Here is a 26,890-nt window from a genome sequence, read left to right on the forward strand (position 1 = left end):
AAAGATGTTTAAAGCATTTATTCGCAGACCCGTTCTGTCGATTGTTATTTCGTTAATTATTGTGTTCTTAGGTATTTTATCCTTGCTAAAATTGCCAGTCACACAATATCCTTCCATATCTCCACCCAAAGTAAATATTACAGCTGAATATCCAGGTGCTAATGGTGAATTGTTAATTAAATCCGTTATTATTCCATTAGAAAGAGTCTTAAATGGTGTTCCTGGTATGAAATATATGGAGTCTAATGCAGGGAACGATGGAGAAGCCTCTATTCAAGTGATTTTTGAATTGGGAACAGATCCAAATTTAGCTGCAGTTAATGTGCAGAATCGAGTTTCTTCAGCTGTAAATAAACTTCCGCCACTTGTTGTGCGAGAAGGAGTTAAAATTACACGAGAAGAATCTAATATGTTGATGTATTTGAATCTGTATAGTGATGATCCTAAGGCAGATCAGAAGTTTTTATATAATTATGCAGATATTAATATTCTATCTGAATTAAAAAGAGTAAACGGCGTAGGAGTTGCGGATATCTTAGGAAATAGAGAATACGCGATGCGTATCTGGTTAAAACCTGATCGAATGACTGCTTTTTCTATTTCTTCCCAAGAAGTTATGGAAGCACTACAAGAACAAAGCATAGAAGCTTCTCCAGGGCGTATTGGAGAAAGCTCAGGTAAAAAAGCAGAAGCTTTTGAGTATGTATTAAAATATACTGGACGTTTTAACTCTGAAAAGGAATACGGAGATATTATTTTGAGAGCTACACCAGATGGAGAAATTCTTAGACTCAAAGACATTGCAGATGTGGAGTTTGGAAGTACGATGTATGATATCTACTCTAATTTAAACGGTAAGCCTTCGGCAGCCATTGTAATTAAACAATCTTTTGGAAGTAATGCTAGTGATGTAATTAAACAAGTAAAAAAATTAATGACAGAACTACAAGAAGACTTTCCCAAAGATATGCATTATGAAATTAGTTATGATGTCTCTTCTTTTTTAGATGCATCCATGGAAAAAGTAGTGCATACCCTAGTTGAAGCTTTTGTATTAGTAGGGATTGTCGTATTTCTATTTTTAGGAGATTGGCGATCAACTTTAATTCCAACCTTGGCAGTACCGGTATCCTTAATAGGGACATTCGCTTTGATGAGTGTATTTGGGATTACCTTAAATCTAATTTCTCTGTTTGCGTTAGTGATGGCGATTGGTGTGGTAGTCGATGATGCTATTGTCGTCATTGAAGCTGTACACGCCAAGATGGAAGTGGAGCATCTTTCCCCTTATAAAGCAACACAAGAGGCAATGAAAGAAATCAGCGGAGCTATTATTGCAATTACTTGTGTTATGGCAGCGGTATTTATCCCTATTGCATTTATGAGTGGACCTGTTGGAGTCTTTTACCGTCAGTTTTCCATTACCATGGCTACCGCAATTATTTTATCAGGAATTGTCGCTTTGACTTTAACTCCCGCTTTATGTGCGATGATTCTAAAAAATAATCATGGCAAAGTGAAGAAATCAACTTTATTGAACCGTTTTCTAGCTGCATTTAATCGCTTATTTGTAAAGGGAGCCTATCGTTATAAAGGATTACTAAATAAAACAGTGAGTAGAAGGCTGGTAACTTTTGGTTCGTTAGGAGTATTTTGTGTGGCCATTTATTTCTTGAATACAAAACTGCCAACGGGATTTATTCCCAATGAAGATCAAGGGATGTTTTATGCTATTATTCAAACTTCACCAGGTGCTACTTTAGAGCGCACCAATCAAGTAGCTGCTCAATTACAAAAATTAGCTGAAGGAATTGATGGGGTACAATCCGTATCCTCTTTAGCGGGATATGAGATTTTGACAGAAGGAACAAGTGCTAATACAGGATCTTGTTTAATCAATTTAAAAAGTTGGGAAGAACGCGATCAATCGGCTCAAGAAATTATAGAAGAATTAGAGGAAAAATCGAAGAAATTGACAGGTGCAACGATTGAATTCTTCCAGCCACCAGCAGTACCAGGATATGGAGCAGCGGGGGGATTTGAGCTTAGACTTTTAGACAAAGCAGGAAGTGGAGATTATAAACAAATGGAGGAGGTGAGTAAAGAGTTCGTAAAAGAATTGAGTAAACGCCCAGAAATAAGTGCAGTATTTACTTTTTATAGTGCGAGTTTTCCTCAATATGTACTCAAAATAGACAACGATAAAGCAGAGCAGAAAGGAGTGTCAATTGCTACGGCTATGGATAATTTATCTACATTAATCGGAAGTGATTATGAAACCAGTTTTATCAAATTTGATAGACCTTATAAGGTAATGGTTCAAGCTGCACCCGAATACAGAGCGTTGCCAGAAGATGTGTTACATATGTTTGTTAAAAATGATAAAGGAGAGATGGTTCCATACGCTGCTTTTTTGACGATGGAAAAAGTATATGGATTGTCGGAGTATACGCGTTTTAATATGTATAATGCTGCAGAAATTAGCGGAAGTCCAGCTTCAGGATATAGCAGTGGTGCGGCGATTCAAGCGATTCAAGAAGTAGCAAAAAAAACGTTACCTCGTGGATATGGAATTGATTGGGCCGGAATTTCAAAAGATGAGGTCTCAAGAGGAAATGAAGTTATTGGCATTTTTGCCATTTGTTTGGGATTTGTATATTTAATATTAGCTGCTCAATATGAGAGTTTTATCTTGCCTTTGCCTGTTATATTATCGTTGCCTGCAGGTATTTTTGGGGCCTACTTGTGTTTGAGTATGTTAGGACTAGAAAATAATATTTACGCTCAAGTAGCTCTAGTGATGCTCATTGGTTTATTAGGTAAAAACGCAGTTCTTATTGTTGAATTTGCCCTATTTATGCACAGGCAAGGAAGTAGTGTGTTCAAAGCGGCTATCGAAGGTGCAACTTTGCGTTTTCGACCTATTCTGATGACCTCGTTTGCTTTTGTTGCAGGGCTAATTCCATTAACATTGGCAAGTGGTCCTGGTGCAATCGGCAATCGAACGATTGGTACAGCGGCGGCTGGAGGTATGTTAATCGGAACACTTTTTGGATTACTTGTAGTACCAGGGTTGTACTATATTTTTGGGACCCTAGCAGAGAAAACAAAATTAACGCATTATGAAGAGGAATCAACCATTTATGAACACATTGAAAAAGATGAATAAAGCAATCTTACATAAAGGAAGTATACTTATTCTTGTTAGTTTGAGCTTGTGGAATTGTAAAGCTCCGCAAGAGGCGATTGACTTTAATAGTGAGGCTAAACTCCCAACAAGTTATAGTGGGGAAACAAGCACTGTAAATTCTGGATTAATTCCTTGGAAACAGTTTTTTACAGATAAAAACTTAATTCTTTTAATTGAAGAAGCATTAAAGAATAACCAAGAACTTCTGATAACAATTCAGGAAATTGAGGTGGCAAAAAACGAAGTTTTGGCTAAAAAAGGAAAGTTGACGCCACAGGTTAATGCTAAATTAGGAGCAGGAGTGGAAAAAGTAGGTAGATATACTAGCCAAGGTGCTGGAGACGCAGGAACAGAAATGAAACCAGGAATGAAGGTTCCAGAGCAAATAGGTGATTTTTCGGCCGCACTTTCAGCTTCATGGGAAATTGATATGTGGGGAAAACTCCATCATGCTAAAGAGGCAGCAGTCAAACGTTATTTGAGTACAGTCGAAGGAAAAAATTATGTTTTATCTTCTTTAATAGCTGAAGTAGCTACTTCTTATTATGAATTGTTGGCTTTAGACAATCAACTTGATCTAACCATGCAATATATTGAATTACAGCAAAAAGCTTTAGCGGTTGCAAAGATTCAGAAGCAAGCAGCTAGAGGAACAGAACTTGGGGTAAAAAAATTTGAGGCAGAGTTATTGAAATCACAGAGTTTAGCTTTTAGTATTCATCAAGAAATTACTGAAACAGAAAACAGAATTAATGCTTTATTGGGACGTTACCCTCAACCAATTGTACGAGAGAAAGACAGTTTTATGCATTTAATTCCGTCAGTTATCAAAACGGGGATTCCTTCTCAGTTATTGTCAAATCGTTCTGATATTAAACAAGCGGAATTAGAATTAGAAGCAACTAGATTAGATGTAAAAGTTGCGAGAGCGGAGTTTTATCCCTCTTTAGAAATTTCTGCAGCTATAGGATTAAATGCTTTTAAACCTTCTTATTTAACTAGATTACCAGAATCTGTGATGTATTCTTTTGTAGGGGAATTAACCGCTCCCCTAATTAATAGAAGTGCAATAAAAGCAGCGTTTAAAACGGCTAATGCACATCAGATACAAGCGTTATATGAATACGATAGAAAACTGCTCAATGCTTATTTAGATGTTGCTAATCAGATGACTAATATTGACAATATGCAACAAGCATTTGAATATAAGAAGCAGGAGACGCAAACATTATCTGATGCAGTAGTTATTGCAAATGAATTATTTAAATCCTCAAGAGCAGATTATCTAGAGGTATTAATGACACAAAGAGAAGCAATGAATGCAAAAATTGAATTGGTTGAAGCTAAATCAAAACAATTAGAAGCTGTAGTTGATATTTACAAAAGTTTAGGTGGAGGATGGCAATGAGTTAATGTATATTAAAAGTTAATAATTCAAAAGTTCCAATTACCTTTTTTTAGGTAAAGGGACATAATAAAAAAAGGAGCGTAAGCTCCTTTTTTGTTTGGTTTTATAGTAAAAATCGATTCATAAAAATGCCTTTGTTGTGCTTACTCTGTTGACTCGTCAATTGCTATGGTATCTAGTAATTGTTGAAGTTGTTGCATCACAAGGGAATCTAAAATTAAGTTGTTTTTTTTCTCCTTCTTCTTATTGATGGTATAGGTAAGTACGGTAGGAACTAATGCCTTGTAGAGGGCATGTAATTTAGTTGTTTTTTGGTTTTCGGCATACAAGGCCAAATGAAGTAATGTATTTAGGTTGTTGGTATTGGGTAGATAATGGAGGTGATGTATAATGTAAATTTTGAATTTAGCGCTTAGGCAAGTATACAATTGATTCGTGGTAATAAACGTATGATTTTGAGAGTTTTTTAAATCTTGTCGAAGGGTTTGATGGATTCGTTCTGTACGTTCTTTTAAGGGGCTAGTAAAATCGCTGTAATCCTTCATTTGACTTTTGTACCAGTGAATTTGGGGATAATAGTCACTGGCGTAAATTTTGTTTTTGGGATGTAAGGCGGTTTTGAAAAAATCAGAAAATTCATAGACAGACTCTTGAATGTAAAAACGAGTATGCGCTAATAGCGTAAATTGAATATTCTCTTTTTGAGCTTCAATTGTTTGGATGATTTTCTTTATTTCTTTTGAAGGAGTTTCTTTGGTAAGTACTACTAAATATACGTGTTTTTGCGGATTGGTTTGGTTGAGAAATAGCATTTCGTGAAATTGATAAATCTCTTCTATCTGATTGGTACTTAGTAAAGGAAGTAATTTTTCTTTGTATTTGAACGGTTTAATTTTTTTCTTTTTTAAGGTTCTTTTTGATTGGATAATCGTGGTTTGTCCATCAATTTGCTCGAGTACAGTCAGTACGATATGATTGAGTTTTTTTTGAACTTTTTGCAAGGATAATCCCCACATATTGTAGGGGACATCTTCTGTATTTTGTGCTAAATCATTGAGGATGTAGTAAACATCGGCTTGGCGTTTGACAAATAATGTTTTCATTTTAGGTATAATTTGTTCCAAGACCAATAGACGATGGGTTAAGGTAGCTGTGGTTTGTTTAACGCCAAGTAAGACCGTTTCTAAGACATCGAGGTCATGGGTAAATGATTTTAAAAAGGCGTGACTACTTCCGTGGAATTGTTGCTCTAGGAAATCATTACAGTAGGAAGACAACAAAGCTTGTTTGTCTTGATAGAGAGCAATGAAGTTTCCCATCGATTTATTTACACCAAAGGAAGGAGGAAGGGACGTTGTTTGATAAAGGATTCGATTTGCAGTTAGACTTGTCTTGAATAGAGGATTCCCTATGGATGCGTGGTAGTTAAAATCTACGGTGTCTAAGGAAATGAAAACAAGTTGTTCTTCGTCTAACAGCGTTTTGATGTAGGACGGAGTAAATAACGCTTTTACTTGCTGTTTATCCTTGGTGTACATCCATAAGCCACGAAGGGTTGGAGAGGCCCAAATGGGACCGTACCAAAGAGTCAATACGTTTTTTGTTTGAATGCAATCGCTTAACTTCTCGAGAAGTTCTTGCGAAAAATTTTGTTGGGATATGTCTGAGCATGCTGTTTTCATCATTATCGTTTTTTAGAGGATTAAATATTTGTTTTTTATAATAAAATCTATTTTTATTTGAATTATTATAAATAAAATTGATTATTTGTTGTTGAATTTTCTGTAATTTTGCTATTCAGGTATAAATTCAAATATACGTACAAAGTTTTTTTCTACCATGAAAAATTACGTATAACGTTCGTGTATTTTTTGTAAATTTTTTAGATATGGATAAAATTCAGCGCCTCAACGAGGCTATTAAGTGGATTGTTTTTGAAGGTTTGGCTAAAAACCATACCGACCTTGCCCAAAAATTAGGGTACAAGAAATCTTCTTTCTCACAAATCGTCAATGGGAAAGTTAACATCAGTAATAGTTTTATTAATCGATTGGTCTCTTTTGCTCCGATATTGAATCGGAAGTGGTTGCACAATGGAGAGGGAAGTTTATTTATTTCTCAGCCCAAAACAATTCACAAAGAAGCGATTAGAGGACAAAAAAACGGCATCAACTTATTATTTGAAAGCGAAGCAACTTATTTGACAAAAAGTCAGATTCCCGAAGTTTTCTATAATAAACGAGGCAATACGTTTACGTTCTATTCGGGGGGGAAAATGGATATTGAGGTGTTTAAAATCCCGTTTACAGCGCATACGGCCTATATTGAAAAATACAGAGACGTTCAGTTGCTCCAAGATCATTTTGTTCGGGTAGAATTCAGTGTGGATTATTTTGAGTTGGGCTATTATCAAGCATTTGAAGTAGTTGGAGACACGATGAATGGAGGAAATATTGAAGATACACCCAATGGAGCACAAATCCTAGCCAAAGAAATCAATAGAGATTTATGGGAAGGAGGTTTTAAAGCCACGAGATATGGTTTTGTCTTAGTGACCAAGGACCATATTCTACATAAAGATATCGTTGATTACAATGTTGAAACTGGAATGTTGAGGTTGTCTAATCGCAATGCTAGCTACTCTACGATGGAATGTTCAATGCAAGAGGTTAGCCAGATTTTTTACGTCATTAAACGCTTTTTTTAAGTCGATAAAAACAAACCAAAAAAACTAACGCTTGAAATAAAGAGAAATCTTTTTAGGTCTAATATACAGTTCTCATTTGTATATTAGACCTATTTATCTTGTAGCAAGACCAATTAATGTTCCTTTTCTGTTTCAAACCTGGGGGAGAATACAGGGAGGACTGCTAATGGAAAAGAATACCTAATTAGAAAATCAATAGATTAATCTGATACTTCATTTCGTAACTTATAATAACTTATGGACTATAGCAAATCGAATAGCCTTTGCTATGGTGCTTACCTGTAGTTTTTCTAACACTTTTCGTCGATGAAATTTAATTGTATCTGTAGAGAGATACAATAGAGCAGCTATCTCCTGAATCGTATATCCTTGGAAGGCGTACTGTATAATTTCTAATTCTCGATGAGAAAGCTTTGGCTTTGTTTGCTCTTCCCAAATTGCTCGTTCTAGTGTATACATCCATAGTATAGGAGAATTTACTTTAAATATTTTAATATTTCCAGATTGGGATGCTGTCGATAAAGATACAATACAAATGGATTTCCACAATTTTCCTGTTGCCGTTAAAAGTAAGGGAGTCATTTCATGATGTATTAAAGTGGTGTGTTTTAAATGATGGATAAGGTGAATGTCAAATGATAAAGTATAGTTTTTTCGCTCTTCTATAGGAAGAGAAGAAAAAAAGGAAAATCCTGCTTTTGCTATTTGAGTCAACATTTCTCGTTCTTGGACAAGGATGCACCGATTGTAAAAATCAAACCCCATTGCTTTCACTTCTTGAGGAGAAAAACCGCAACAAAATAGGGGATTGTCTGATACATATTCAAATTTTTTACTCCAAGATGCAAAGTTGAGTTTAACTCGATTAAATGAAGTGCAACAGCATCCCATTGAGGAACATGAGTTCTTAAGACCATTAACTATTACAAAAGAGAAACAAGAAAACGTTACAATCCGTGGGATTTATTTAAACAATGTATCCTTTCAGTATGAAGGTCCCAAATCGCCTTATGTATTGAAAAACCTAAATTTGTGTTTTCCAGAAGGTAAGGTCACCGCTATTGTAGGGGCTAGTGGAAGTGGTAAAACAACACTGATGAAGTTGCTTTTGCGATTCTATGAACCCACCCAAGGGAGTATTCGGTATAATGGAGAAGATATATCAACCTTATCTCCCAAAAGCATCAGAGAAAATACTGGGGTAGTCATGCAAGACGGTTACATTTTTTCGGATACGATCGCACGTAATATTGCAACAAGTGATCAAGCAATTAGTGAATCAAAATTAGCTAATGCTGTACGAATAGCTAATATTGAATCCTTTATCTCAGCATTACCTTTGGGGTATCACACTAAAATTGGTGCCGTAGGCAATGGTATTTCTGGAGGACAAAGACAACGTATTTTAATTGCTCGCGCCGTGTATAAGAATCCGCATTACCTCTTCTTTGATGAAGCGACTTCTGCTTTAGATGCTGAAAATGAAAAAGTCATTCACGATCATTTACAAGCTTTCTTCAAAGAAAAAACTGTATTAATTATTGCGCATCGACTATCTACCGTTAAACAAGCCGATCATATTGTAGTATTGCAACACGGACAATGTATAGAACAAGGAAGCCATCAAACCTTAGTCAATCAAAAAGGAGCCTACTACAACGTAGTAAAAAATCAACTAGAATTAGGGAGTTGAGGACGTAGAAAATGTAGTAATTTTGAGTTTTCAAGAACCAATGAGCATGCATATTGAATTCATAGCAAAAGAAAGCGCAACCGCTAGTCAATGGACAGGCGGACAAACGAGAGAATATAGTATCTATCCCAAAGAGGCCCTATATGGTAATCGAAATTTTGATTTTCGAATCAGCAGTGCCACCATAGAGGCTATTCCTTCCGAATTTACCAAATTCGAAGGCTACCATCGCTATTTGGCTATGCTTGATGGTCAGTTGCAATTAACCATCAATGGGATAGATAAACAATATCAAAATCACGAATTGTTTACTTTTCAATCGACGGATGATATAACTTCTTATACGCTAGGAACTGATTTTAATTTGATGTTGCGAAATGATATTGTTGATGAGGTTGTGGAAGTGAGAAATCAACCTTTTCTAACCAATCAACCTTTTATTTTGTTATTTGCGTTAGAAGAAGGAACTGTAGAAATCAAGGAAGATTCCCTGGTTTTGAAACCCTGGGATGCAGTATTAATTGCAAACGAGCAGAAAGAAACAGTAGAGGTAATTTTGAAACAACAAATGATAATAGCATATTGGTCTATTCCTGAATTAAAGCAGTAGAAGTGAAAATGAAAGAACAAATTAATAGAATCAAAGAAAAGTTAGTAAACATTGAACAATACGATGAGGACTTTGAAGTGTTTGGAGCAGATTCGCATGAATATCAAGTAGGCCCTTGTGTAACCACTACTGAAGTAAGCACTTTTGAACAAAAGTGTTCCATTGCATTACCTGAAGCTTATGTGACATTTGTTACCCAAATAGGCCATGGTAGTACAAATGAAAATGCCTATATGGGAAGTGCTGCGGGACCCTATTATGGCATTTATCCCATGGGAGAAGGATTAGACGATTTACCTGTAGGTGATAATAAAAAGTATCTAAGTTATCCTTGTTTGTTGCGCCCTGACATGACTGATGAAGAATGGAACATGCTAACAGTACCCATGAATGACGATAATTTGTCCGATGAGGCTTATGATGCGATTGTAGGTCCTTTATATGGTGGAATATTGCCCATTGGAACCCAAGGATGTGCAATTACGACAGGTTTAATTCTCAACGGAACCTATAAAGGGCGAATCGTTTACCTCAATGAAGACTACAAGCCCATATTTGCCTACGAATCTCATTTTTTGGATTGGTATGAACGCTGGATAGATGAAATTATATCAGGTGATTTACGCGCAGAACACGCAGGTTGGTTTGGGTATAGAAGAGGAGGAACAAGTGCGTTTTTATGGGAGGCCTTTCAAACTGCTAGGGAAGAAAAAGAACAATTGGAATATCTGGAGGGACTCATCAATAAAGGTGAGATTAGCGATGAAATTCTTCAAGCCATTGTACAGAAAATTCCTTTGGCAACTCCCGATGTAAAAGAAAACTTAATCACAATATTAGCAAAAACAAAATACGATTTAGCTTTGCCATTTTTACTCCAAGAAGTGGAGGTAAATTTGTTGTTTGTCTTACAGAAGATTCACTGGTACGGAAAAAACGAGGCTGATTGGTTGCCGATTTTAGATCGATATAAAGAGCAAATAGACGAAGAAGAAACGTATCGTTTTTATACCTATATTGCTAGTAAAGCAACGGAAGATTTTGCTCATTTGATTCTACCAGGCTTATCTTCGAGTAAGGCATCAATCCGAAGTCAGGCGATTTATACCTTGGGAAAATTGAGTACTAAACAAGCCTATGTCTCTTATTTTATTACCGCTCTAGAAGACGACGATGAAAGTGTTGTCCTTTATAGTCTGCAAGCCTTAAGAGGAGTAGAGGATGATCGACTGTCTCAAGCATATACTTCAGTGTATCACAAGTATAAAAATAGGGAAGAGGAGAATTATATTCTGATTAATCTAATGCATCGTTTAGAGGAAATGAAATTAACATTAGAAGATTTACAAGGATAAATGGAAGAAGCAAGAAAAAAGAGTATAGGAAAGTTTTTGTCTTTGATTTTACGACACGAACCTAGTAAAATTGGCATTCAATTAGACGCTAATGGTTGGGCTGATATTGAAGAACTAATTCAGAAGTGTGGAAAACACCGCGTTTCTTTTACTCGAAAAGAGTTAGATGAAATTGTCGCAACAAATAATAAGAAAAGGTATTCGTTAAATGAAGATCAAACAAAAATAAGAGCTAATCAAGGACATTCCATTGCAGTAGATATGGAGTTTACCCCTCAAGAGCCTCCTGCTTTTCTGTATCATGGAACAGCTGATCGTTTTTTACCCTCTATTTACAGCGAAGGCATCAAAAAGATGAGTAGACAACACGTACATTTAAGTCAGGATAAAGAAACGGCAATAGCTGTTGGTTCTCGTCATGGACGCGTGGTGGTACTCACTATTTTAGCCGGAAAAATGCAAGAAGAAGGCTTGTTGTTTTATTGCTCAGCGAACGGGGTTTGGCTAACCGATTATATTGATCCTAAATATATCTCTAGTTGATGATTGGGAGTTACCAACGAACGACGTACAACAAACAACGTACAATTCTCCTATCTCAAAATAAAAATAAGCACATAGGTAATTACCAACGATTTAAAAGAAAGAAAAGCGAAGGAGTCCACGGATAATTTTCTGTTGATTACACTAAACCCTAAAGCAATAGGCAGAGCGTAAAGTGCATAATACATGGGAGTATACAATTCATTGTATACCCAAGCGGCCCATTCTCCTGTGTGAAAACCCGTGAGGTAGGAAGCGCGTATAATCCAAAGAATTAAGTGAATAAAGCACAAAGCAAAAATTGAAATATCAGCAATTTTTGCCCATTTTACTCTTGTTTTAGTTGAGTTTTGGTCGATGTTCTCCATTTGCTAATTGCCAAGCCGTTTCAAAAATAAATTGCGTTCTCTTCGTTAAAATAGGAAAGTCGATTTTATCAAACGTATCTGAGGGAAGATGATAGTCATCATGTGTGCCGTTGTAAAAGAAGATAGCTGGAATATTGTGCTTCGCAAAATTATAATGATCCGAGCGATAATAAATGCGTTGAGGATCATTGTCGTCATTAAATTTATAATCCAATACTAAATTGACCGATTCTTTATTGGCTCTTTCTGCCGTATGATGTAAATCTTGACTGAGTTTATCCGAACCTACTAAAAAGATATAATCTTGTGTAGAAAGATGCTCTGTACTACGTCTGCCAATCATGTCAATGTTTAAATTGGCAATTGTTTGTTTTAGTGAAATAGGCGGATTTTGGGTGTAAAATTTAGATCCAAATAAGCCAAACTCTTCTCCTGTTAGGTGGAGAAAAAGAACTGAGCGTTTTGGTCGAATACCTTCTTCTATGAGGGATTGAAAAACACGTGCAATTTCCATTACTGCTGAGGTACCTGAACCGTTATCATCTGCTCCATAGTATATTTTGTCTAACAAAATACCCATATGATCAAAATGAGCTGAAATAACTAACACTTCCTCTGGTTTTTCACTTCCTTCAATATAAGCCCAAACATTTTCACTGTCTTTTAGTTTCATTTGCCAATTCGTCATGAAAGAAGCAGGGATGGGCTGAAAATAACTGTTAGTATTAGGAGGTGTTCCAATACCCAGTTTTTGATAGTAATTCGCTAGATAATGAGCTGCTTTTCGCTGACCAGGTTCTCCAGTACGACGCCCTCCCAAACTATCTGCTGTTAAAACCAATAAACTCTTTTTAATCGAATCAGAAGAGATACGGGTAAAATAAGCCTTTTGAACTTCTGTTGTATTGCTTTGTACTGCGGATTGTGGGGATTGACATTGAACAAATCCCATACCAAACAAACAAAAGGCAGATAAAAGCAGTAGTTTTTTCATAAACAATCAAATTAACGATGTAGTCTCGTGAGTAGACAAAAATACTAATTATTTTCCGTTGTATATAATGGTTTTTACCTATTGTGCTGAGACGTTTAAAACCTTGATAATTTATTTAAAATGCAAAAAAATGATGTATTTAATAATACTATTGCAGGTTTCTCCTTGCTGTAGTATAAAGATTTTGCGTGCATATATTTTAAAAACATAAAAAACGAGCTAAAATACCATGATATCTTAGCTCGTTTTTTATGCTAATCATTTTGAGTTAGTAATCCGCGTTTATTAAATTGTGATTAACTGGTAAATAACAACTATACACCGTTGTATATATTGATTTGATTTCCTCTTCAATAGGTTCTCCTAGATTATTTAAAGGGCGAAGCTTAATTAAGTAGTTGCCGGGTTTTTTAAATGAATGCCTAAGCTCCTCAACATTATCAATAATTAGAGGACCATCTCCTTCATCAAAATCGATTTCAATTCTAGCAGCGTTTGAACTGAGAGTGTACACCGCCTCTTCACCTACACAAATAGTTGTACTACCTTCAATTGCTACAAAAAAAGAAGATGCAAAAGTTGGAAGACCAGCACGAGTTCCTGATACACCATCAGCTCCTGTTCCTATTCCTGGAGATAAATCTTTCAACGTATAAACCTTTGTGGTTAATGGTTCATTTGGGGTTTCAAACATATATAATATTGATGGATATGAGACAGAATAGTTAGGAGGGCTCATAGTCATATACATACGAAGATCTGGCCCTAATTGAATCGCTCCACTAAAATAGTAGTTCGTTGGAACATCGTATTTTTTTAGAATCGCAGCATTTCCACGAAGCAATTCTTTAAAATCAAATACAGAAGCTACATATCTTGTTGTACCACCAGAACTTACGTATAAATAATTCCCGTCAGGAGAAAACTCTCCTCCATAATTGGTAATAGTTTTATTTGTACTTGCTTTATAATTGCTGATATTGGTAAATTCTCCTGTTTTATTATTAAATTCTCCCCAATATATATTATTTGCAAGATGTTCCATTAAAGCAAAATATTTTCCATTAGGTGAAATTTTAAGATAGCCATAAGCTGAACTACCTGGATTAAGTATACTATTTTGAATTGGAGATGTTACGGGATAGCTTGATACACCATCTTTAGTTAATAACCAAGCTACCATTTTTGAATTGGCTGCAGCTCTGGATACAGCAATAATCCAATAATCAATACCATTAGCATGTTTTGTAGCTGCTAATGATTCAATAAAACTTGATTTCACAACCCCCGGAGGCATCACAAATTGTCTGTTTTTGGGTAATTCGAGTTTTCCTAAACCATTGTTTGCTTCAATATCAAGTATATTGTATGCAAACATGTTTAGACCAGTCATTCCAATTGAAATGGCAACATACTTCTTTTTATTTCGCGGAAATGGAACAATAATACCCGACTGAGCTGAGCTATAATGTCCTTCTAAATCTGTTGCATTTTCCATTATAACGTGGTTAGCGTTGTAGATGGTACTACCACTCGAATAAAACAATAGATTACCTTGAGGATCCGACAATGAAAAAACACCTTCTCTTGTACTAATAGGATACATTTCAGGTCGAACGCTTTGAGGTTCATAACGTGTAGGTATTCCCGTCAATGCTACTGTTGTGTTAGGTGCATCAATTGACGATGCATTAAAAGTTTGTGTCTTATTCCAAGTAATTCCTTGACCTGATCCATAAAACCAATTGTACGTTTCTTTTTGTGCAAAAACATTGAAACTGAGCATAATTAATACTATACTACAACATAAATTCACTTTTTTCATTTTCAATTTTATTTTATCTATTATAGATTTAAATTCTTTCTAAGACTCTTGATACAAGGAGACTTAAATCATTTTAGGAGGATATCAATTCCTAAATTTTAACAGGAATTACGTCTTTGGAATTAGAAAACCAAATACCTGACTTTATACTCCCTTTCATCTGATTCATGCTATTGTTGTTTTTAGTATTGTTTTATACTTCTAAAAGATATTCTGATGATTCCAAAGAAAGGCTCCTATAGTAACAACACTATAAATAATTGTTCCATTCCTTTTTTATACTATTTAACTGTTATGGATTAATGTATATCATTTTTTAGCACAACGACTTGTATAAATTTAAATGTTAACAAGTGTAAATATATTAATTAAAAACAATTAAATGTGTGGTTAATTTGTATATAATTTATTTTTAAAAGTGTTTTATGAATAATCTTAAAAAATAATTCTCAATTAGTTAATCTATTTTCTTTATTTTTTTCAAAAACTACTTTTTGTATATTAATTCAGGTATAAAGTTCTCTTTAATAGAGGTTGTTAAAAATGTTGTTTTGGTCTTTTTTATATGTATTATATAAAGATTAACAAAGTATACGCGCGAATTTTGATTATTGCACTAATGCTTTTTTAAGTAGTTAAAAACAAAAACACTAAAGGCTGTTAAAAAATAGAACATCACGATGTTACAGTCAGTAATAAAATATGGAGTTACTCAAGTACATTCATTTTGTTTTTCCTTTGTTTATATCTTCACTTACAATTGTCCTTTTTATTAGTTGTGCTATATTTGTTGAAATAAAGAAAAAACATGGCGAAGGTAGTTTTTATTACAGGTGGATCATCTGGTATTGGTAAATCAATCGGTAACTTTTTATGCGAAAAAGGTTTTAAAGTGTATGGTACAAGTAGAAATCCTGAGCGCGTAACTACGTCGCTATTTCCCTTAGTTCAATTGGATGTTCGAGATGAGCTTAGTATTGCTAAGGCAATTCAGACCGTAGTAGAAAAAGAAGGACGCTTGGATATTCTAATTAACAATGCAGGAGTGGGAATTACGGGAGCCATTGAGGAAGTACCAACAGATGAAATTGTCAATAATTTTCAAACCAATGTATTCGGACCTATTGCGGTAATGAAAGCAGCTTTACCAACGATGCGTCAACAAAAAAAAGGATTGATTATCAACGTAACATCCATTGCAGGATACATGGGACTGCCTTTTCGTGGGTATTATTCTTCTTCCAAAGGAGCGTTGGAATTGATTACAGAATCCTTGCGTATGGAATTAAAACCTTTCGGAATTGAAGTAACCAATGTGGCACCTGGAGATTTTGCTACCAATATTGCTGCAGGACGTTATCACGCACCTGTGATTGAAAATTCCCCTTATGAAGAAATCTATAAAATGTCGTTGGATATGATGAATGAACACGTAGATAGCGGGGGAGACCCAATTGAAATGGCGCAGGCTATTTACAAGATTATTCAAACACCTAAGCCTAAAGTGCGCTATGTAATTGGAGCACCCATGCAAAAGTTCTCTTTGTTTTTGAAAAAAATTCTCCCAGGCAAAACCTATGAAAAGCTCTTGATGAATCACTATAAAATTAAAGGCTAAAAAAGAAGAGAGAGAATGGCGGAAACGCGAATTAATATTGTATTTTTGACACACAACATAACAAATTTTAAGTTTTAAAATTATGAAGTTTTTTATTGACACCGCTAACTTAGATCAAATTAAGGAAGCAGAAGCGCTGGGGGTATTAGATGGAGTGACGACAAATCCTTCTCTAATGGCTAAAGAGGGAATTACAGGCGCAGCAAACATTTTAAACCACTACAAAGCAATTTGCAATATTGTAGAAGGAGATGTAAGTGCAGAAGTAATTTCAGTAGATTACGAAGGAATGATTAAAGAAGGAGAAGAGCTTGCTGCTTTACACCCGCAAATCGTTGTAAAATTACCCATGACAAAAGAAGGAGTAAAAGCGTGTAAATACTTTTCATCAAAAGGTATTCGTACAAACGTTACTTTAGTATTCTCTGCAGGTCAAGCTTTATTGGCTGCTAAAGCAGGAGCTACTTATGTTTCTCCTTTCATCGGTCGTTTGGATGATATTTCAACAGATGGATTAGTACTTATTGAAGAAATTCGCCAGATTTATGACAACTACGGATATGAAACACAAATCTTAGCCGCTTCAGTTCGTCATACGATGCATATCGTAAACTGTGCAAAAATCGGAGCTGATGTAATGACAGGTCCATTATCTGCAATTTTAGGCTTGTTGAAACACCCTTTAACAGATAACGGATTAGCTCAATTTTTAGCGGATTACGCAAAAGGGAACCAATAACCTTTACAATACAAAACTTATTTACAAACATACAAACTAAAAAAAGCCAACTTCGAACGAAGTTGGCTTTTTTTAGTTTGTATGTCGTTTGTTGATTGTTGATTGTTGTTTGTTGTTTGTTGAATTCTCGATGAAAGAAAAAGTATGCTTCAATCAAGAAAATCCGCGGTCAACCGTTAACCGTTAACTGATAACCGTTAACCAATTACGAGATAAAAGTTAAAAATATATTTAAAATCAAGGCGTTGATAATATCAATAAAGAAAGCACCTACTAAAGGAATAATTAAAAAGGCTTTATAAGAAGGACCAAATCGATTGGTAACCGCTTGGATATTAGCCACCGCAGTTGCAGTTGCACCAAGTCCAAAACCACAATGTCCAGCACTTAAAACGATAGCATCATAATCTTTCCCCATCCAACGATACGTAACATAAGCGGCGAAAACGAGCATAAGAACGACCTGAATCAATAGAATTAGTAAAATAGGTAAAGCTAAATCGACAATTAACCACAGTTTTAATGACATTAATGCACAAGCTAAAAAGATAGAAAGACCCGTATTTCCAACCACATCAATATTTCTACTGTGTACTTTATATTTAAAGATATAGGTTAAGCTATTGCGGATGATTAATCCAATGAACAAACACCATACAAAAGTAGGTAGTTTAAAGGAGAATTGAGCATTCCAATCCGCCAACCACTGTCCTAAAACGAGGCAGATTGCCATCATAGTAACCGTGTGCATCATGGTGGTATAACTAATAGGAGAAAAATTCTTTGATTTTGTAATATCTTGTTCTTCTTCCTGTTTTTCTATTGTTGCAGGATCCACCTCTTTGTAGTTGTTTTTCTTTAACAGACGATAAGCTAAAGGTCCACCAATTGAACCACCGAAGATAAGTCCGAAAGTAGCGCAGGCCATTCCAATTTCTTTAGCTCCTAACAGCGGATTTCCACTAACAGCAAAATCATCCGCCCATGCACCAGCTGTACCGTGACCACCAGTGAGCGTAATCGAACCTGCAATCAGTCCAAATCTCAAATCGAGATTGAGAATTTTAGCTAAAATTACCCCTAAAGAATTTTGACAAATGATAAACACAGCTGCAATCACGAGAAAAATCACCAATGATTTTCCGCCTTGAAGTAGTTTTGAAAAATCTGCATTTAATCCAATCGAGGAGAAAAAGACAAGCATCATACTTTGTTGAATAGCCTCGTTAAAAGTGAAGTCCGTACCTAAAAAAGAGTGAGCACCCCAAGTAAATAGGGCAATTAAGAACCCCCCAACTACGGGTTCTGGAATATTATATTTTTGTAGCCAATTGACTTTTGATACAATAAAATGACCTAATAAAAGAACTAGACAAGCTAACATTAAGGTTTCATAAATTCCAAAATCCATAGTAAGTATATTTAAGTTTTTTCCTCCTGTTTGTAAGGGAAACAAGCGTACTCGATGCACAAATATAAGTAAAGATCAAGTCAGTTGGCACTATGTGAAATATTTTTTGCGAGTTTTTTAAGTATTTTATTTAGTAGAATGTGAAAATATTTGAATATTTCATTTTATTGCCTGATACTGTTGTGAATTGTGCAATAAAAAAAATGCAGTAAAACTTTTTTGTAGTCTGTGTGAAATATCTATTTTTGCATATGCAACACAATGTACTTATTTTAGATTTTGGTTCGCAATACACACAGTTAATTGCGAGAAGGGTTCGAGAATTAAATATATTCTGCGAAATCCTTCCTTATAACGGTTTACCCGAGGATTTATCAGCGTATAATGCGGTAATTTTGTCAGGAAGTCCTTATTCTGTTCGTTCACAGGAAGCTTTACATCCAGACCTTGCTCAGATTAAAGGTAAAATGCCTTTATTAGCAGTGTGTTATGGAGCACAGTATCTAGCTCATTTCTTTGGTGGTGAAGTAGCTCCATCAGATACACGTGAATACGGAAGAGCGAATCTTGCTTTTATTGCAGAGGATCCTTTCTTAAAAGATATTCCACAAAACAGTCAAGTATGGATGAGCCATAGTGACACAATCAAAGTTTTACCTACCAATGCAGTTTTATTGGCGAGTACGGCTGATGTTACGAATGCAGCGTATAAAATCGAAGGAGAGCAAACGTATGCCATTCAGTTTCACCCAGAAGTATACCATTCAACAGATGGTGCTCAATTATTGAAAAACTTCTTAGTTGATATCGCAGGTGTAAAACAAGATTTCACTCCAGCTTCTTTTGTAGATGAAACAATTGCTGACTTACGTGCGAAAGTAGGAGAGGAGAAAGTTGTTTTAGCGCTTTCTGGAGGAGTTGATTCTACAGTTGCTGCTGTATTGTTGAGCAAGGCAATTGGAGATAACTTACACTGTATCTTTGTAAATAACGGATTATTGCGCAAAAACGAATTTGCTAACGTATTAAAGCAATATGAAGGAATGGGATTAAACGTGAAAGGAGTGGATGCTTCTCAACGTTTTATGGATGCTTTAGCTGGTCAAGAGGATCCTGAGACAAAACGCAAAACAATTGGACGCGTTTTCATCGAGGTATTTGATGACGAATCAAAATTAATTAAAGATGCTACATTCTTAGGTCAAGGAACAATTTACCCAGACGTAATTGAATCCATCTCGGTAAAAGGACCTTCAGCTACGATTAAATCGCACCACAATGTTGGAGGATTACCAGACTTCATGAAATTGAAAATAGTAGAACCTTTGCGTATGCTATTCAAAGATGAAGTACGTCGAGTAGGAGCTTCATTGGGTATTGATCCTGAATTATTAGGACGTCACCCTTTCCCAGGTCCTGGTTTAGCTATTCGTATTTTAGGAGATATCACACCAGAAAAAGTAAGTTTATTACAAGAAGTGGATGCTATCTTTATCAATGGATTAAAAGAACACGGATTATACAATTCAGTTTGGCAAGCAGGAGCAATCTTGTTACCTGTAAATTCAGTTGGTGTAATGGGTGATGAGAGAACATACGAAAAAGTAGTAGCTTTACGCGCAGTAGCATCAACAGATGGTATGACCGCAGATTGGGTACACTTACCGTATGAGTTCTTAATGGAGATTTCAAATAAAATCATCAATAAAGTTAAAGGGGTAAATCGAGTGGTATATGATATCAGCTCAAAACCACCTGCAACAATTGAATGGGAATAAAATTAGAAAAATAAATAAGTCGCTGTATATTTGTATAGCGACTTATTCGCTTTTATAAAAAGACCAAGATGAAAAAGAGAATTGTTATAGCTATTGCAGCATTTATTTTTACCAGTGGATTCGCGTTCGCTCAGGAGCAAAATTATACAACGTATCGCGTGAATAAAGGTGATACAATTAGTAAAATAGCACGTGAACATAAAATTTCTGTCAGTGAAATTTTGCGTTTGAATCCAGAGGCTAAAACAGGGATTAAAGAAGGAGATGTTATTCAAGTTCCCGCAGGTAAAGTGCAAACCCAATCTGCTGTAACGAGTAAATCTGCTATAACTCAAGCCGCACAGTCAACCGATACAAAACGCAAAACACATTTAGTACAGCCCAAAGAAACAGTCTTTGGAATCAGTCGTCAGTACAACGTTAGCGTACAAGATTTGTATCAATGGAATCCTGAATTGGAGCGCAATGGATTAAAAGCGAATACTTATCTTTTTATCTCACCTTCTTCTACTGCGGTTGCAACGGATCCATCAGCACAAGTCAATGTAATGTTACCTGCTACAAAAGCAGTTACTGCTGGAGATAAAGCTAAAATAGAGTATAAGGAAATTGAGATTGAACCCAAACAGACCTTATATAGCTTAGCCGTAGAATACCAAACCAGCGTGCAAAAGATTATGGAGTTAAATCCAGAACTGAACGAAGGATTGAAAAGTGGACAAAAAATAAAGGTGCCTACTTCAGGAAAAACAACCGTTTCAACAACGACTTCAACTGAAGCAAAACCAACAGCTACGGTGAGTGCACCTAGCACACCCAAAGAAACCGAACAATATCGTACGATTACCATAGAACCTAAGCAGACTCTATTTAGTCTGGCGAAGGAAAATAATATTTCCATTGAAGATTTAATTGAGCTTAACCCTGAGTTGAGAAAAGGATTGCAGGTAGGGATGGAAGTAAAAATTCCAAAAACAGGAGAGTCCAAAGGGAGTAGTATTACTGCGCAATCCAAATGGAATCTCGAATCTTCCGGTAGTTTTGTCGATTTGACTCAAAGTTTAGATCGTTATACTTCCAAAGAATTGGTGTTGTTGTTGCCTTTTAATACTTCGCGTATTGGGGATAATGCCAATGAGCGTATGAAGACGGATGGTTTCTTGAATATGACGATGGATTTCTATTTAGGAGCCAAATTAGCTATTGATAAAGCAGTGGGAATGGGATTGCCCCTTACAGTTAAAGTTTTTGACTCTAATGAGACGAAAAGCAGCTCTGATGTAAAGCGAATCTTAGAAAGTGAAAACTTAACTAAGGCAGAAGTGGTTATTGGTCCTTTTTTCCAAAGCAACGTAGATGATGCAGTCAAAGCATTGCCTAATACCGATATTGTCTTAGTATCTCCTTTATCTAATGAAAAAGCGAATCCTTCTTCTCAATTGGTTCAAACCATGCCTTATGGTGATGTACTTAAACAGAGCTTGTTGGAGTATTTTATTAAAAAAGACAGTAAGATTACCGTTGTAGTGGATGAGAAAAAAGCGTCAACTAAGCGCTTTATGCAACGCCATTATCCTACTATTAAGGTGATAGAAACCAAAGAATTAAAGGATATTGACAAAACGCTAGTAGCTGGAAAAAATAATGCTTTTATTCTAGATTCCAATAGTATTGAGTCAGCACTGTTATTGACAGATAAATTAAAAGGAAAAACCAATAGTTTTGATATACAAGTAGCCTCTTTTGATAAAAGCGAAGTCTTTGATTACGGAGAAATAAAGATTGAAACATTGGTTGCTTTACACTATACCTTTCCTTCTGTAACAAGAGATAGTGAATCGAGTTTGGATACAACCTTTGCGCGAGAGTATAAAGCACAAAATAACGCACTACCAAATCGATTTGCAATTCGCGGATATGATGTAACCTTAGATGTTATTTTGCGTATGTTCCAAAAAGAAGGATTTACAGGAGCCTTAGGATTGAAATCGACTGAAATTGAGAATAAATTTGTGTATAGTAAAAATCCAGAGGGAACTGTGCGAAATAAAGGGGTATATATCCTACAATATAATGATGATTTAACCGTAAAAGTAGTAGAATAATGTTGTCAAAAATAACGTATTTAGGAGATTTAAGAACAGAATCAGTTCACATACAATCAGGAGAACATATTATTACGGATGCCCCTGTAGATAACCACGGAAAAGGACAAGCTTTTTCTCCTACAGATATGGTGACCAATGCCGCAGGATCTTGTGCCATGACGATCATGGGAATTAAGGCCAATGAATTAGGCGTAGATCTAGTGGGATCTACCATTGAGGTATACAAAGAAATGCAGGCCGATCCAAGGAGAATTAAGAAGATTACCTTGCATATAACGATGTTGAGCACAGCCAATGACAAAGAACGCACAATTCTTGAACGCGTGGCCATGCATTGTCCCGTTTTGTTGAGTTTGCATCCAGAAATAGAAAAAGAAGTAACTTTTAATTGGATTCAAAAATAATGCTAGACAATCAAAAAGAACTGATTGAGTTGGCTAAGGCCAAAATGCCCTTCGGGAAATACGAAGGCAAATACCTGATTGATTTGCCAGAGTACTATGTCGTATGGTATCACAATAAAGGCTTTCCAAAAGGAAAATTAGGACAACAACTAGCTTTAGTATACGAATTGAAATTAAATGGACTAGAGCCGTTAATTCGAAATATTCGAAATAATTTTTAGAAAAAAAACCGACGTAATCGTCGGTTTTTTTTTGATTTTTATCTCGGCTATCTACCCTGCAAATGCCCGTGAATAGGGTGAAAACTGTTAATTCTTTCTTTAAATAAAAAATTATATCAAATAAAAAAAGGAGAAGGTATTTTGCTTAATTTTTTTGAATTGATAGTTTAAGCCTCTTTTTTTACTAATTGAATAGTAAAAACCTTTATTTTTTGTGTAGTAGATAACGGAAAAGTTCGCTTTTTCCTCATGCTTTAGGAGAGGAAACTAAATACTTGATAAATAGTCGTAAATTTGTATGATAAAACAGCGTAGTTATGATGAATATTCCTACATCTAATCGCTCCAGAGTAGTAATTATCGGAGGAGGATTCGGTGGATTAGCATTAGCTAAGAAATTGAAAAATAAAAATTTTCAAGTTGTATTATTAGATAAGCATAATTATCATACGTTCCAACCTTTACTGTACCAAGTCGCAACAGGCGGTTTGGAGTCGGGATCTATTGCATTTCCGATTCGTAAAGTGGTTCAAAATTATGAGGGAATTTACTTTCGCGTAGCTCAAGTTCAACGTATTGATACCGCAAACAAGAAAGTTGTATCGGATATTGGTACCATCTTTTTTGACTATTTAGTTATTGCAACGGGGTCAAAAACTAATTTCTTTGGCAATACAGCTATTCAACAAAATAGTATGGCGATGAAAACGATTCCGCAATCGTTAAATATTCGAAGCCTGGTATTGGAAAATTTTGAAGAAGCCCTATTGACTAATGATGAAAAGGAAAAAAGAGCATTAATGAATTTTGTTATTGTAGGAGCAGGACCAACAGGAGTAGAGCTCGCTGGTGCTTTAGCAGAAATGAAAAAACATGTATTGCCTAAAGACTATCCTGATTTGGATATTAGACAAATGGAAATCAATGTAATTCAAGGAGGTGCTAAGGTTTTGGATGCAATGTCTGATAAAGCATCTCGTAAAGCCCAAGAGTTTTTAGAGAAATTAGGGGTGAATGTATGGGTGAATGAAATTGTAACTGATTTCGATGGAAAGACGGTACAGACAAAATCAGGAAGAGAATTTAAAGCAGAAACGGTTATTTGGACAGCAGGTGTAATGGGAGCTGTGATTGATGGATTTGAAGCTTCTGTGATTCAAAGAGGAAATCGATTAAAAGTAAACGAATACAATCAAGTAGAAGGGTTTGATTCTATTTTTGCTATTGGAGACGTAGCGGCTATGGTAACGGAAAATTTGCCCATGGGACACCCGATGATGGCGCAACCCGCGATTCAACAAGGACAATTGTTAGCGAATAACTTAATTCAATTGAGAGACGGAAAGCCGTTGAAAAAGTTTGTATACAACGACAAAGGATCTATGGCAACTATTGGTAGAAATAAAGCGGTCGTTGATTTGCCTAAGTTTCAATTTAGTGGATTCTTCGCTTGGTTCGTCTGGATGTTTGTGCATTTAATGTCGTTAATTGGATTTAGAAATAAATTCTTGGTATTTTGGAACTGGATGTACAACTACTTGATGTTTGATCGTCAAGCGCGTTTAATTGTTCGACCATACAAGAAAAAAAACGAAGAAAGTTTTACAAATAATAATGAATAAACTAAAAAGAGCCTGTAAACACAGGCTCTTTTTTATTGTAGTGAATCAGTAAATCAATAAACTTATTGTAGGAGCGAATGCCCTCTTTTTGATTGTTAATTTTGAGGAAATTACTGTAGATAAACTTGAAAATAGAATCTGTTATCGTTTTATAGGATTGCCAGAATAAAGTATTTTCAATTAAGTTGGTGTGTACTCCTGGGTGAATCTCCTCAAGTAAAGCTTTAAATTTAACTTCTGTTTCTTCGGATTCTAAGGCTTTTAGAAAATAGCGCAAGGCAAAGATATTGGCGGAATATTGATAGCGGATATCCTTTTGTTTTTTAGCGGCAAGAAAACCGATAAAGTTGGCTTCATTTTCTTTAGCATAGCCGACTTGATGTGCTATTTCATGAGAGGAAGTGACGATAAGTGTAGAGGTGGGAATTTTGGTGTTGACTTGGGCTTCCAAGGTAAAGGGATTCACATAACCTGAAAAACCCATATAAGTGAGGGGTAAGCTATACAAAGAACCTTTGGCTTTTTGATTTCGATAAGTGAACCATTGCGTAGATTCGCTTAATTGTTCCATTCCAAATTGCGCATCTTGTCGAATTTGATTTTTGTCAGAAGGCAAGACAACGGCTTGTAGAGAATCACCTGTAATTTCGAGTTGTAATGCATTGGTTTGTTGAATCATGACATGAGTTAAATCTAAAAGCTCCTGTTTGGAATAGCCCTGTTGTAAATCCAACTGAGTAGCTAAGGGAATTCTGTAGTTATTCAATCCCCAAAAGAGGTTAAATGCAGTATAGAAAATAAGACAGCTCTTGATGATTAAACGGGTATAGGTACGTGTTTTTTGTTTCAGTGTAGGATTCGTTTTCCATACAAGACGGATTTTCCACAAGAGAAATAACCCAATTAAAAAGTAAAGTACATCGCCAATTGAAAAGGGAAATAGGTTGGTACACACGGTAATTAGACGCAAGTAAAACGCATAAAATCCATGCGTATAAAAGCGCTCAATCCATTCGGGATTTGAGGTTAGTATAGTTTTAAGTATCAGAAACAGAGCGAATCCGATGAGATAGTATCTGATTTTTATTGGGCGCATTTTAACTAAAAATTTATTTAGAATAGATAAATATAACCATATATTTGCAGCAAACTTTGATCCAAATGAGTAAAGTTAAGAAAGGTGAGCGAACAATCTTCGTTTGCGATGGAAAAAAATGTTGCCGATACAATGAAGAAGCCAAAGCATGCTTTGAAGATTTGCTTGAAGAAAGTGGTCTTGGAGCGGATTATGCGTTGTGTAAAATGAAATGTCAAGGCATGTGTAAAAAGGCTCCCGTAGTCTACCTTTCAGAACACGATACCTATAAAAAGGAAGTAACGAAGAAAAAAGCAAAGAAAATTTTTGAGAAATACGTTACAGCTGCTGTTTTATCTTCTTAAATTTAGTCTTTAGTTAAAGACAATATGAACATAAAACTTTTTGAACCGCCTGCTGCTTTACATTGGATTGTGAAAGGGTATTGGTATTCCGATGCAACAAGTGGGAAGCATGCTTCTTATCGAATCTATGCAGATGGCTATCCTGGGTTGATCTTCCAACACCAACAAGGACAATCCGGTTTATTTAGGGGAGACACTCCTTTGCCCTTGTGTTTTGTTTATGGTCAAAAGACTAAAGGATTTTGTTTGAATCAATGTGCAGACGGAACACTGTTCTTTGGCATTCAATTTCAACCCTATGCTTTGAAGCACATTTTTGGGATTGATACTGCTCAATTGACAGACCTTTGTATCGATGCTCGGGAATTGTTTGAAGGCATTCAACTTGAACCATTGTTGCACTTGACTAATGAGCAGCAGTTGCTCGATTATTTTACGACTTATCTGAGTCAGTTTATCCATCAAAACGTAACTCAACCATCTTATATTGTGCTAATTGCGAAATCTTTTGAGCAGTATATTGGTTGTTCAAGTTTACAGTTAGCAAAAGAATATCGTGTTTCTTCTCGTACTTTTCAACGTGATTTTAAAGCGCATATCGGATTGAGCTTTGAAGCTTACAAACAATTGATTAAATTTCAAATGGCTGTTGGTCATTTGCAACAATTGAAGGAGGAAAAACTCGTCCATGTGGCTTACGACTTGAATTATGCTGATCAGGCTCATTTCGGACGTGTATTTAAAAGTTATACAGGTTATACTCCTAAGGAGTTTGTACAAAAGATTGCGGGTTGTAAGGCAGGAGAGCTTTTACATACCCAGCGTTTGCGCATTATAGCGGATTAGTTTTGTCGTT

Annotated in this window: 22 protein-coding genes and 1 pseudogene; 16 read left to right on the plus strand and 7 right to left on the minus strand. The window is 35.6% G+C overall.

Annotation, left to right across the window (positions count from 1 at the left end; genetic code table 11):
• The first annotated feature begins 4 nt into the window (after window positions 1–4).
• Both HX004_RS07690 and HX004_RS07695 read left to right on the plus strand, forming a co-directional pair.
• On the plus strand, window positions 5–3,169 hold the full coding sequence (locus tag HX004_RS07690) for an efflux RND transporter permease subunit (protein WP_286441839.1): 3,165 nt from the start codon (window positions 5–7) through the stop codon (window positions 3,167–3,169).
• Window positions 3,162–4,598, plus strand: coding sequence for a TolC family protein (locus HX004_RS07695; protein ID WP_286441914.1), 1,437 nt, complete (start codon window positions 3,162–3,164; stop codon window positions 4,596–4,598). Before HX004_RS07690 ends, HX004_RS07695 begins: the two co-directional genes overlap by 8 nt.
• 143 nt (window positions 4,599–4,741) lie before the next feature.
• Here the strand turns inward: HX004_RS07695 and HX004_RS07700 are convergent, their stop codons facing one another.
• On the minus strand, window positions 4,742–6,283 hold the full coding sequence (locus tag HX004_RS07700) for a hypothetical protein (RefSeq protein WP_286441840.1): 1,542 nt from the start codon (window positions 6,281–6,283) through the stop codon (window positions 4,742–4,744).
• Window positions 6,284–6,486: 203 nt separating this feature from the next.
• Between HX004_RS07700 and HX004_RS07705 the strand changes: the two genes are divergently transcribed.
• Window positions 6,487–7,305 (plus strand): hypothetical protein, encoded by an 819-nt coding sequence (locus HX004_RS07705; protein ID WP_286441842.1) that lies wholly within the window; start codon window positions 6,487–6,489, stop codon window positions 7,303–7,305.
• A gap of 225 nt (window positions 7,306–7,530) precedes the next feature.
• Here HX004_RS07705 and HX004_RS07710 read toward each other — a convergent pair whose 3' ends face one another.
• Complete coding sequence (locus HX004_RS07710) at window positions 7,531–8,070, minus strand: response regulator transcription factor (protein WP_286441843.1); 540 nt, start codon at window positions 8,068–8,070, stop codon at window positions 7,531–7,533.
• 70 nt (window positions 8,071–8,140) lie between these two features.
• Here HX004_RS07710 and HX004_RS07715 point away from each other — a divergent pair.
• The 4 genes and pseudogenes from HX004_RS07715 to HX004_RS07730 form a co-directional block, all read left to right on the plus strand.
• Window positions 8,141–8,998 (plus strand): annotated as a pseudogene (locus tag HX004_RS07715) (peptidase domain-containing ABC transporter); the annotation flags it as partial.
• A gap of 22 nt (window positions 8,999–9,020) precedes the next feature.
• On the plus strand, window positions 9,021–9,608 hold the full coding sequence (locus HX004_RS07720) for a HutD family protein (RefSeq protein ID WP_286441844.1): 588 nt from the start codon (window positions 9,021–9,023) through the stop codon (window positions 9,606–9,608).
• An 8-nt stretch (window positions 9,609–9,616) separates the two neighbouring features.
• Complete coding sequence (locus tag HX004_RS07725) at window positions 9,617–10,963, plus strand: HEAT repeat domain-containing protein (protein WP_286441846.1); 1,347 nt, start codon at window positions 9,617–9,619, stop codon at window positions 10,961–10,963.
• Window positions 10,964–11,506 carry an RNA 2'-phosphotransferase gene (locus tag HX004_RS07730; protein ID WP_286441847.1) on the plus strand — a complete coding sequence of 181 codons (543 nt, stop codon included), beginning with the start codon at window positions 10,964–10,966 and terminating at the stop codon, window positions 11,504–11,506.
• A gap of 50 nt (window positions 11,507–11,556) precedes the next feature.
• Here the strand turns inward: HX004_RS07730 and HX004_RS07735 are convergent, their stop codons facing one another.
• From HX004_RS07735 to HX004_RS07745, 3 genes are all read right to left on the minus strand, one after another.
• Window positions 11,557–11,874 (minus strand): hypothetical protein, encoded by a 318-nt coding sequence (locus HX004_RS07735; protein WP_286441849.1) that lies wholly within the window; start codon window positions 11,872–11,874, stop codon window positions 11,557–11,559.
• Window positions 11,846–12,868 (minus strand): M28 family metallopeptidase, encoded by a 1,023-nt coding sequence (locus tag HX004_RS07740; protein ID WP_286441850.1) that lies wholly within the window; start codon window positions 12,866–12,868, stop codon window positions 11,846–11,848. The genes HX004_RS07735 and HX004_RS07740 overlap by 29 nt, the downstream gene beginning before the upstream one ends.
• A gap of 268 nt (window positions 12,869–13,136) precedes the next feature.
• A complete protein-coding gene (locus HX004_RS07745; protein ID WP_286441851.1) occupies window positions 13,137–14,693 on the minus strand; it encodes a hypothetical protein in 1,557 nt (518 codons plus the stop codon).
• Between the two features lie 808 nt (window positions 14,694–15,501).
• On the opposite strand from HX004_RS07745, the gene HX004_RS07750 reads away from it, so the two are divergent.
• Both HX004_RS07750 and fsa read left to right on the plus strand, forming a co-directional pair.
• Window positions 15,502–16,311, plus strand: coding sequence for an SDR family oxidoreductase (locus tag HX004_RS07750; RefSeq protein ID WP_286441852.1), 810 nt, complete (start codon window positions 15,502–15,504; stop codon window positions 16,309–16,311).
• An 82-nt stretch (window positions 16,312–16,393) separates the two neighbouring features.
• Entirely contained in the window at window positions 16,394–17,050 is a 657-nt protein-coding gene (fsa, locus tag HX004_RS07755; RefSeq protein ID WP_286441854.1) for a fructose-6-phosphate aldolase, read from the plus strand.
• 205 nt (window positions 17,051–17,255) lie between these two features.
• Here the strand turns inward: fsa and gltS are convergent, their stop codons facing one another.
• On the minus strand, window positions 17,256–18,461 hold the full coding sequence (gltS, locus tag HX004_RS07760; RefSeq protein WP_286441856.1) for a sodium/glutamate symporter: 1,206 nt from the start codon (window positions 18,459–18,461) through the stop codon (window positions 17,256–17,258).
• 251 nt (window positions 18,462–18,712) lie between these two features.
• Here gltS and guaA point away from each other — a divergent pair, with 251 nt between their 5' ends.
• The 5 genes from guaA (at window position 18,713) to HX004_RS07785 (ending at window position 24,594) form a co-directional block, all read left to right on the plus strand.
• Window positions 18,713–20,239, plus strand: coding sequence for a glutamine-hydrolyzing GMP synthase (gene guaA, locus HX004_RS07765; protein WP_286441857.1), 1,527 nt, complete (start codon window positions 18,713–18,715; stop codon window positions 20,237–20,239).
• 68 nt (window positions 20,240–20,307) lie between these two features.
• A complete protein-coding gene (locus tag HX004_RS07770; RefSeq protein ID WP_286441858.1) occupies window positions 20,308–22,344 on the plus strand; it encodes a LysM peptidoglycan-binding domain-containing protein in 2,037 nt (678 codons plus the stop codon).
• Complete coding sequence (locus HX004_RS07775; protein ID WP_286441860.1) at window positions 22,344–22,751, plus strand: OsmC family protein; 408 nt, start codon at window positions 22,344–22,346, stop codon at window positions 22,749–22,751. Before HX004_RS07770 ends, HX004_RS07775 begins: the two co-directional genes overlap by 1 nt.
• Window positions 22,751–22,972: a DUF3820 family protein gene (locus tag HX004_RS07780; RefSeq protein WP_002985168.1), complete on the plus strand. Its 222-nt coding sequence runs from the start codon at window positions 22,751–22,753 to the stop codon at window positions 22,970–22,972. Before HX004_RS07775 ends, HX004_RS07780 begins: the two co-directional genes overlap by 1 nt.
• Before the next feature lie 317 nt (window positions 22,973–23,289).
• Window positions 23,290–24,594 carry an NAD(P)/FAD-dependent oxidoreductase gene (locus HX004_RS07785; protein ID WP_286441861.1) on the plus strand — a complete coding sequence of 435 codons (1,305 nt, stop codon included), beginning with the start codon at window positions 23,290–23,292 and terminating at the stop codon, window positions 24,592–24,594.
• Between the two features lies 1 nt (window position 24,595).
• On the opposite strand, the gene HX004_RS07790 is transcribed toward HX004_RS07785, so the two are convergent.
• A complete protein-coding gene (locus tag HX004_RS07790; RefSeq protein ID WP_286441862.1) occupies window positions 24,596–25,690 on the minus strand; it encodes a DUF3810 domain-containing protein in 1,095 nt (364 codons plus the stop codon).
• Between the two features lie 65 nt (window positions 25,691–25,755).
• Between HX004_RS07790 and HX004_RS07795 the strand changes: the two genes are divergently transcribed.
• Both HX004_RS07795 and HX004_RS07800 read left to right on the plus strand, forming a co-directional pair.
• Window positions 25,756–26,034 (plus strand): (2Fe-2S) ferredoxin domain-containing protein, encoded by a 279-nt coding sequence (locus HX004_RS07795; protein ID WP_002985161.1) that lies wholly within the window; start codon window positions 25,756–25,758, stop codon window positions 26,032–26,034.
• Window positions 26,035–26,058: 24 nt separating this feature from the next.
• The gene (locus tag HX004_RS07800) at window positions 26,059–26,880 is read left to right on the plus strand and encodes an AraC family transcriptional regulator (protein ID WP_286441864.1); all 822 of its coding nucleotides are present in this window, start codon (window positions 26,059–26,061) and stop codon (window positions 26,878–26,880) included.
• Window positions 26,881–26,890 lie beyond the last annotated feature (10 nt).

The organism is Myroides sp. 1354 (assembly GCF_030324495.1).
GTDB lineage: Bacteria > Bacteroidota > Bacteroidia > Flavobacteriales > Flavobacteriaceae > Flavobacterium.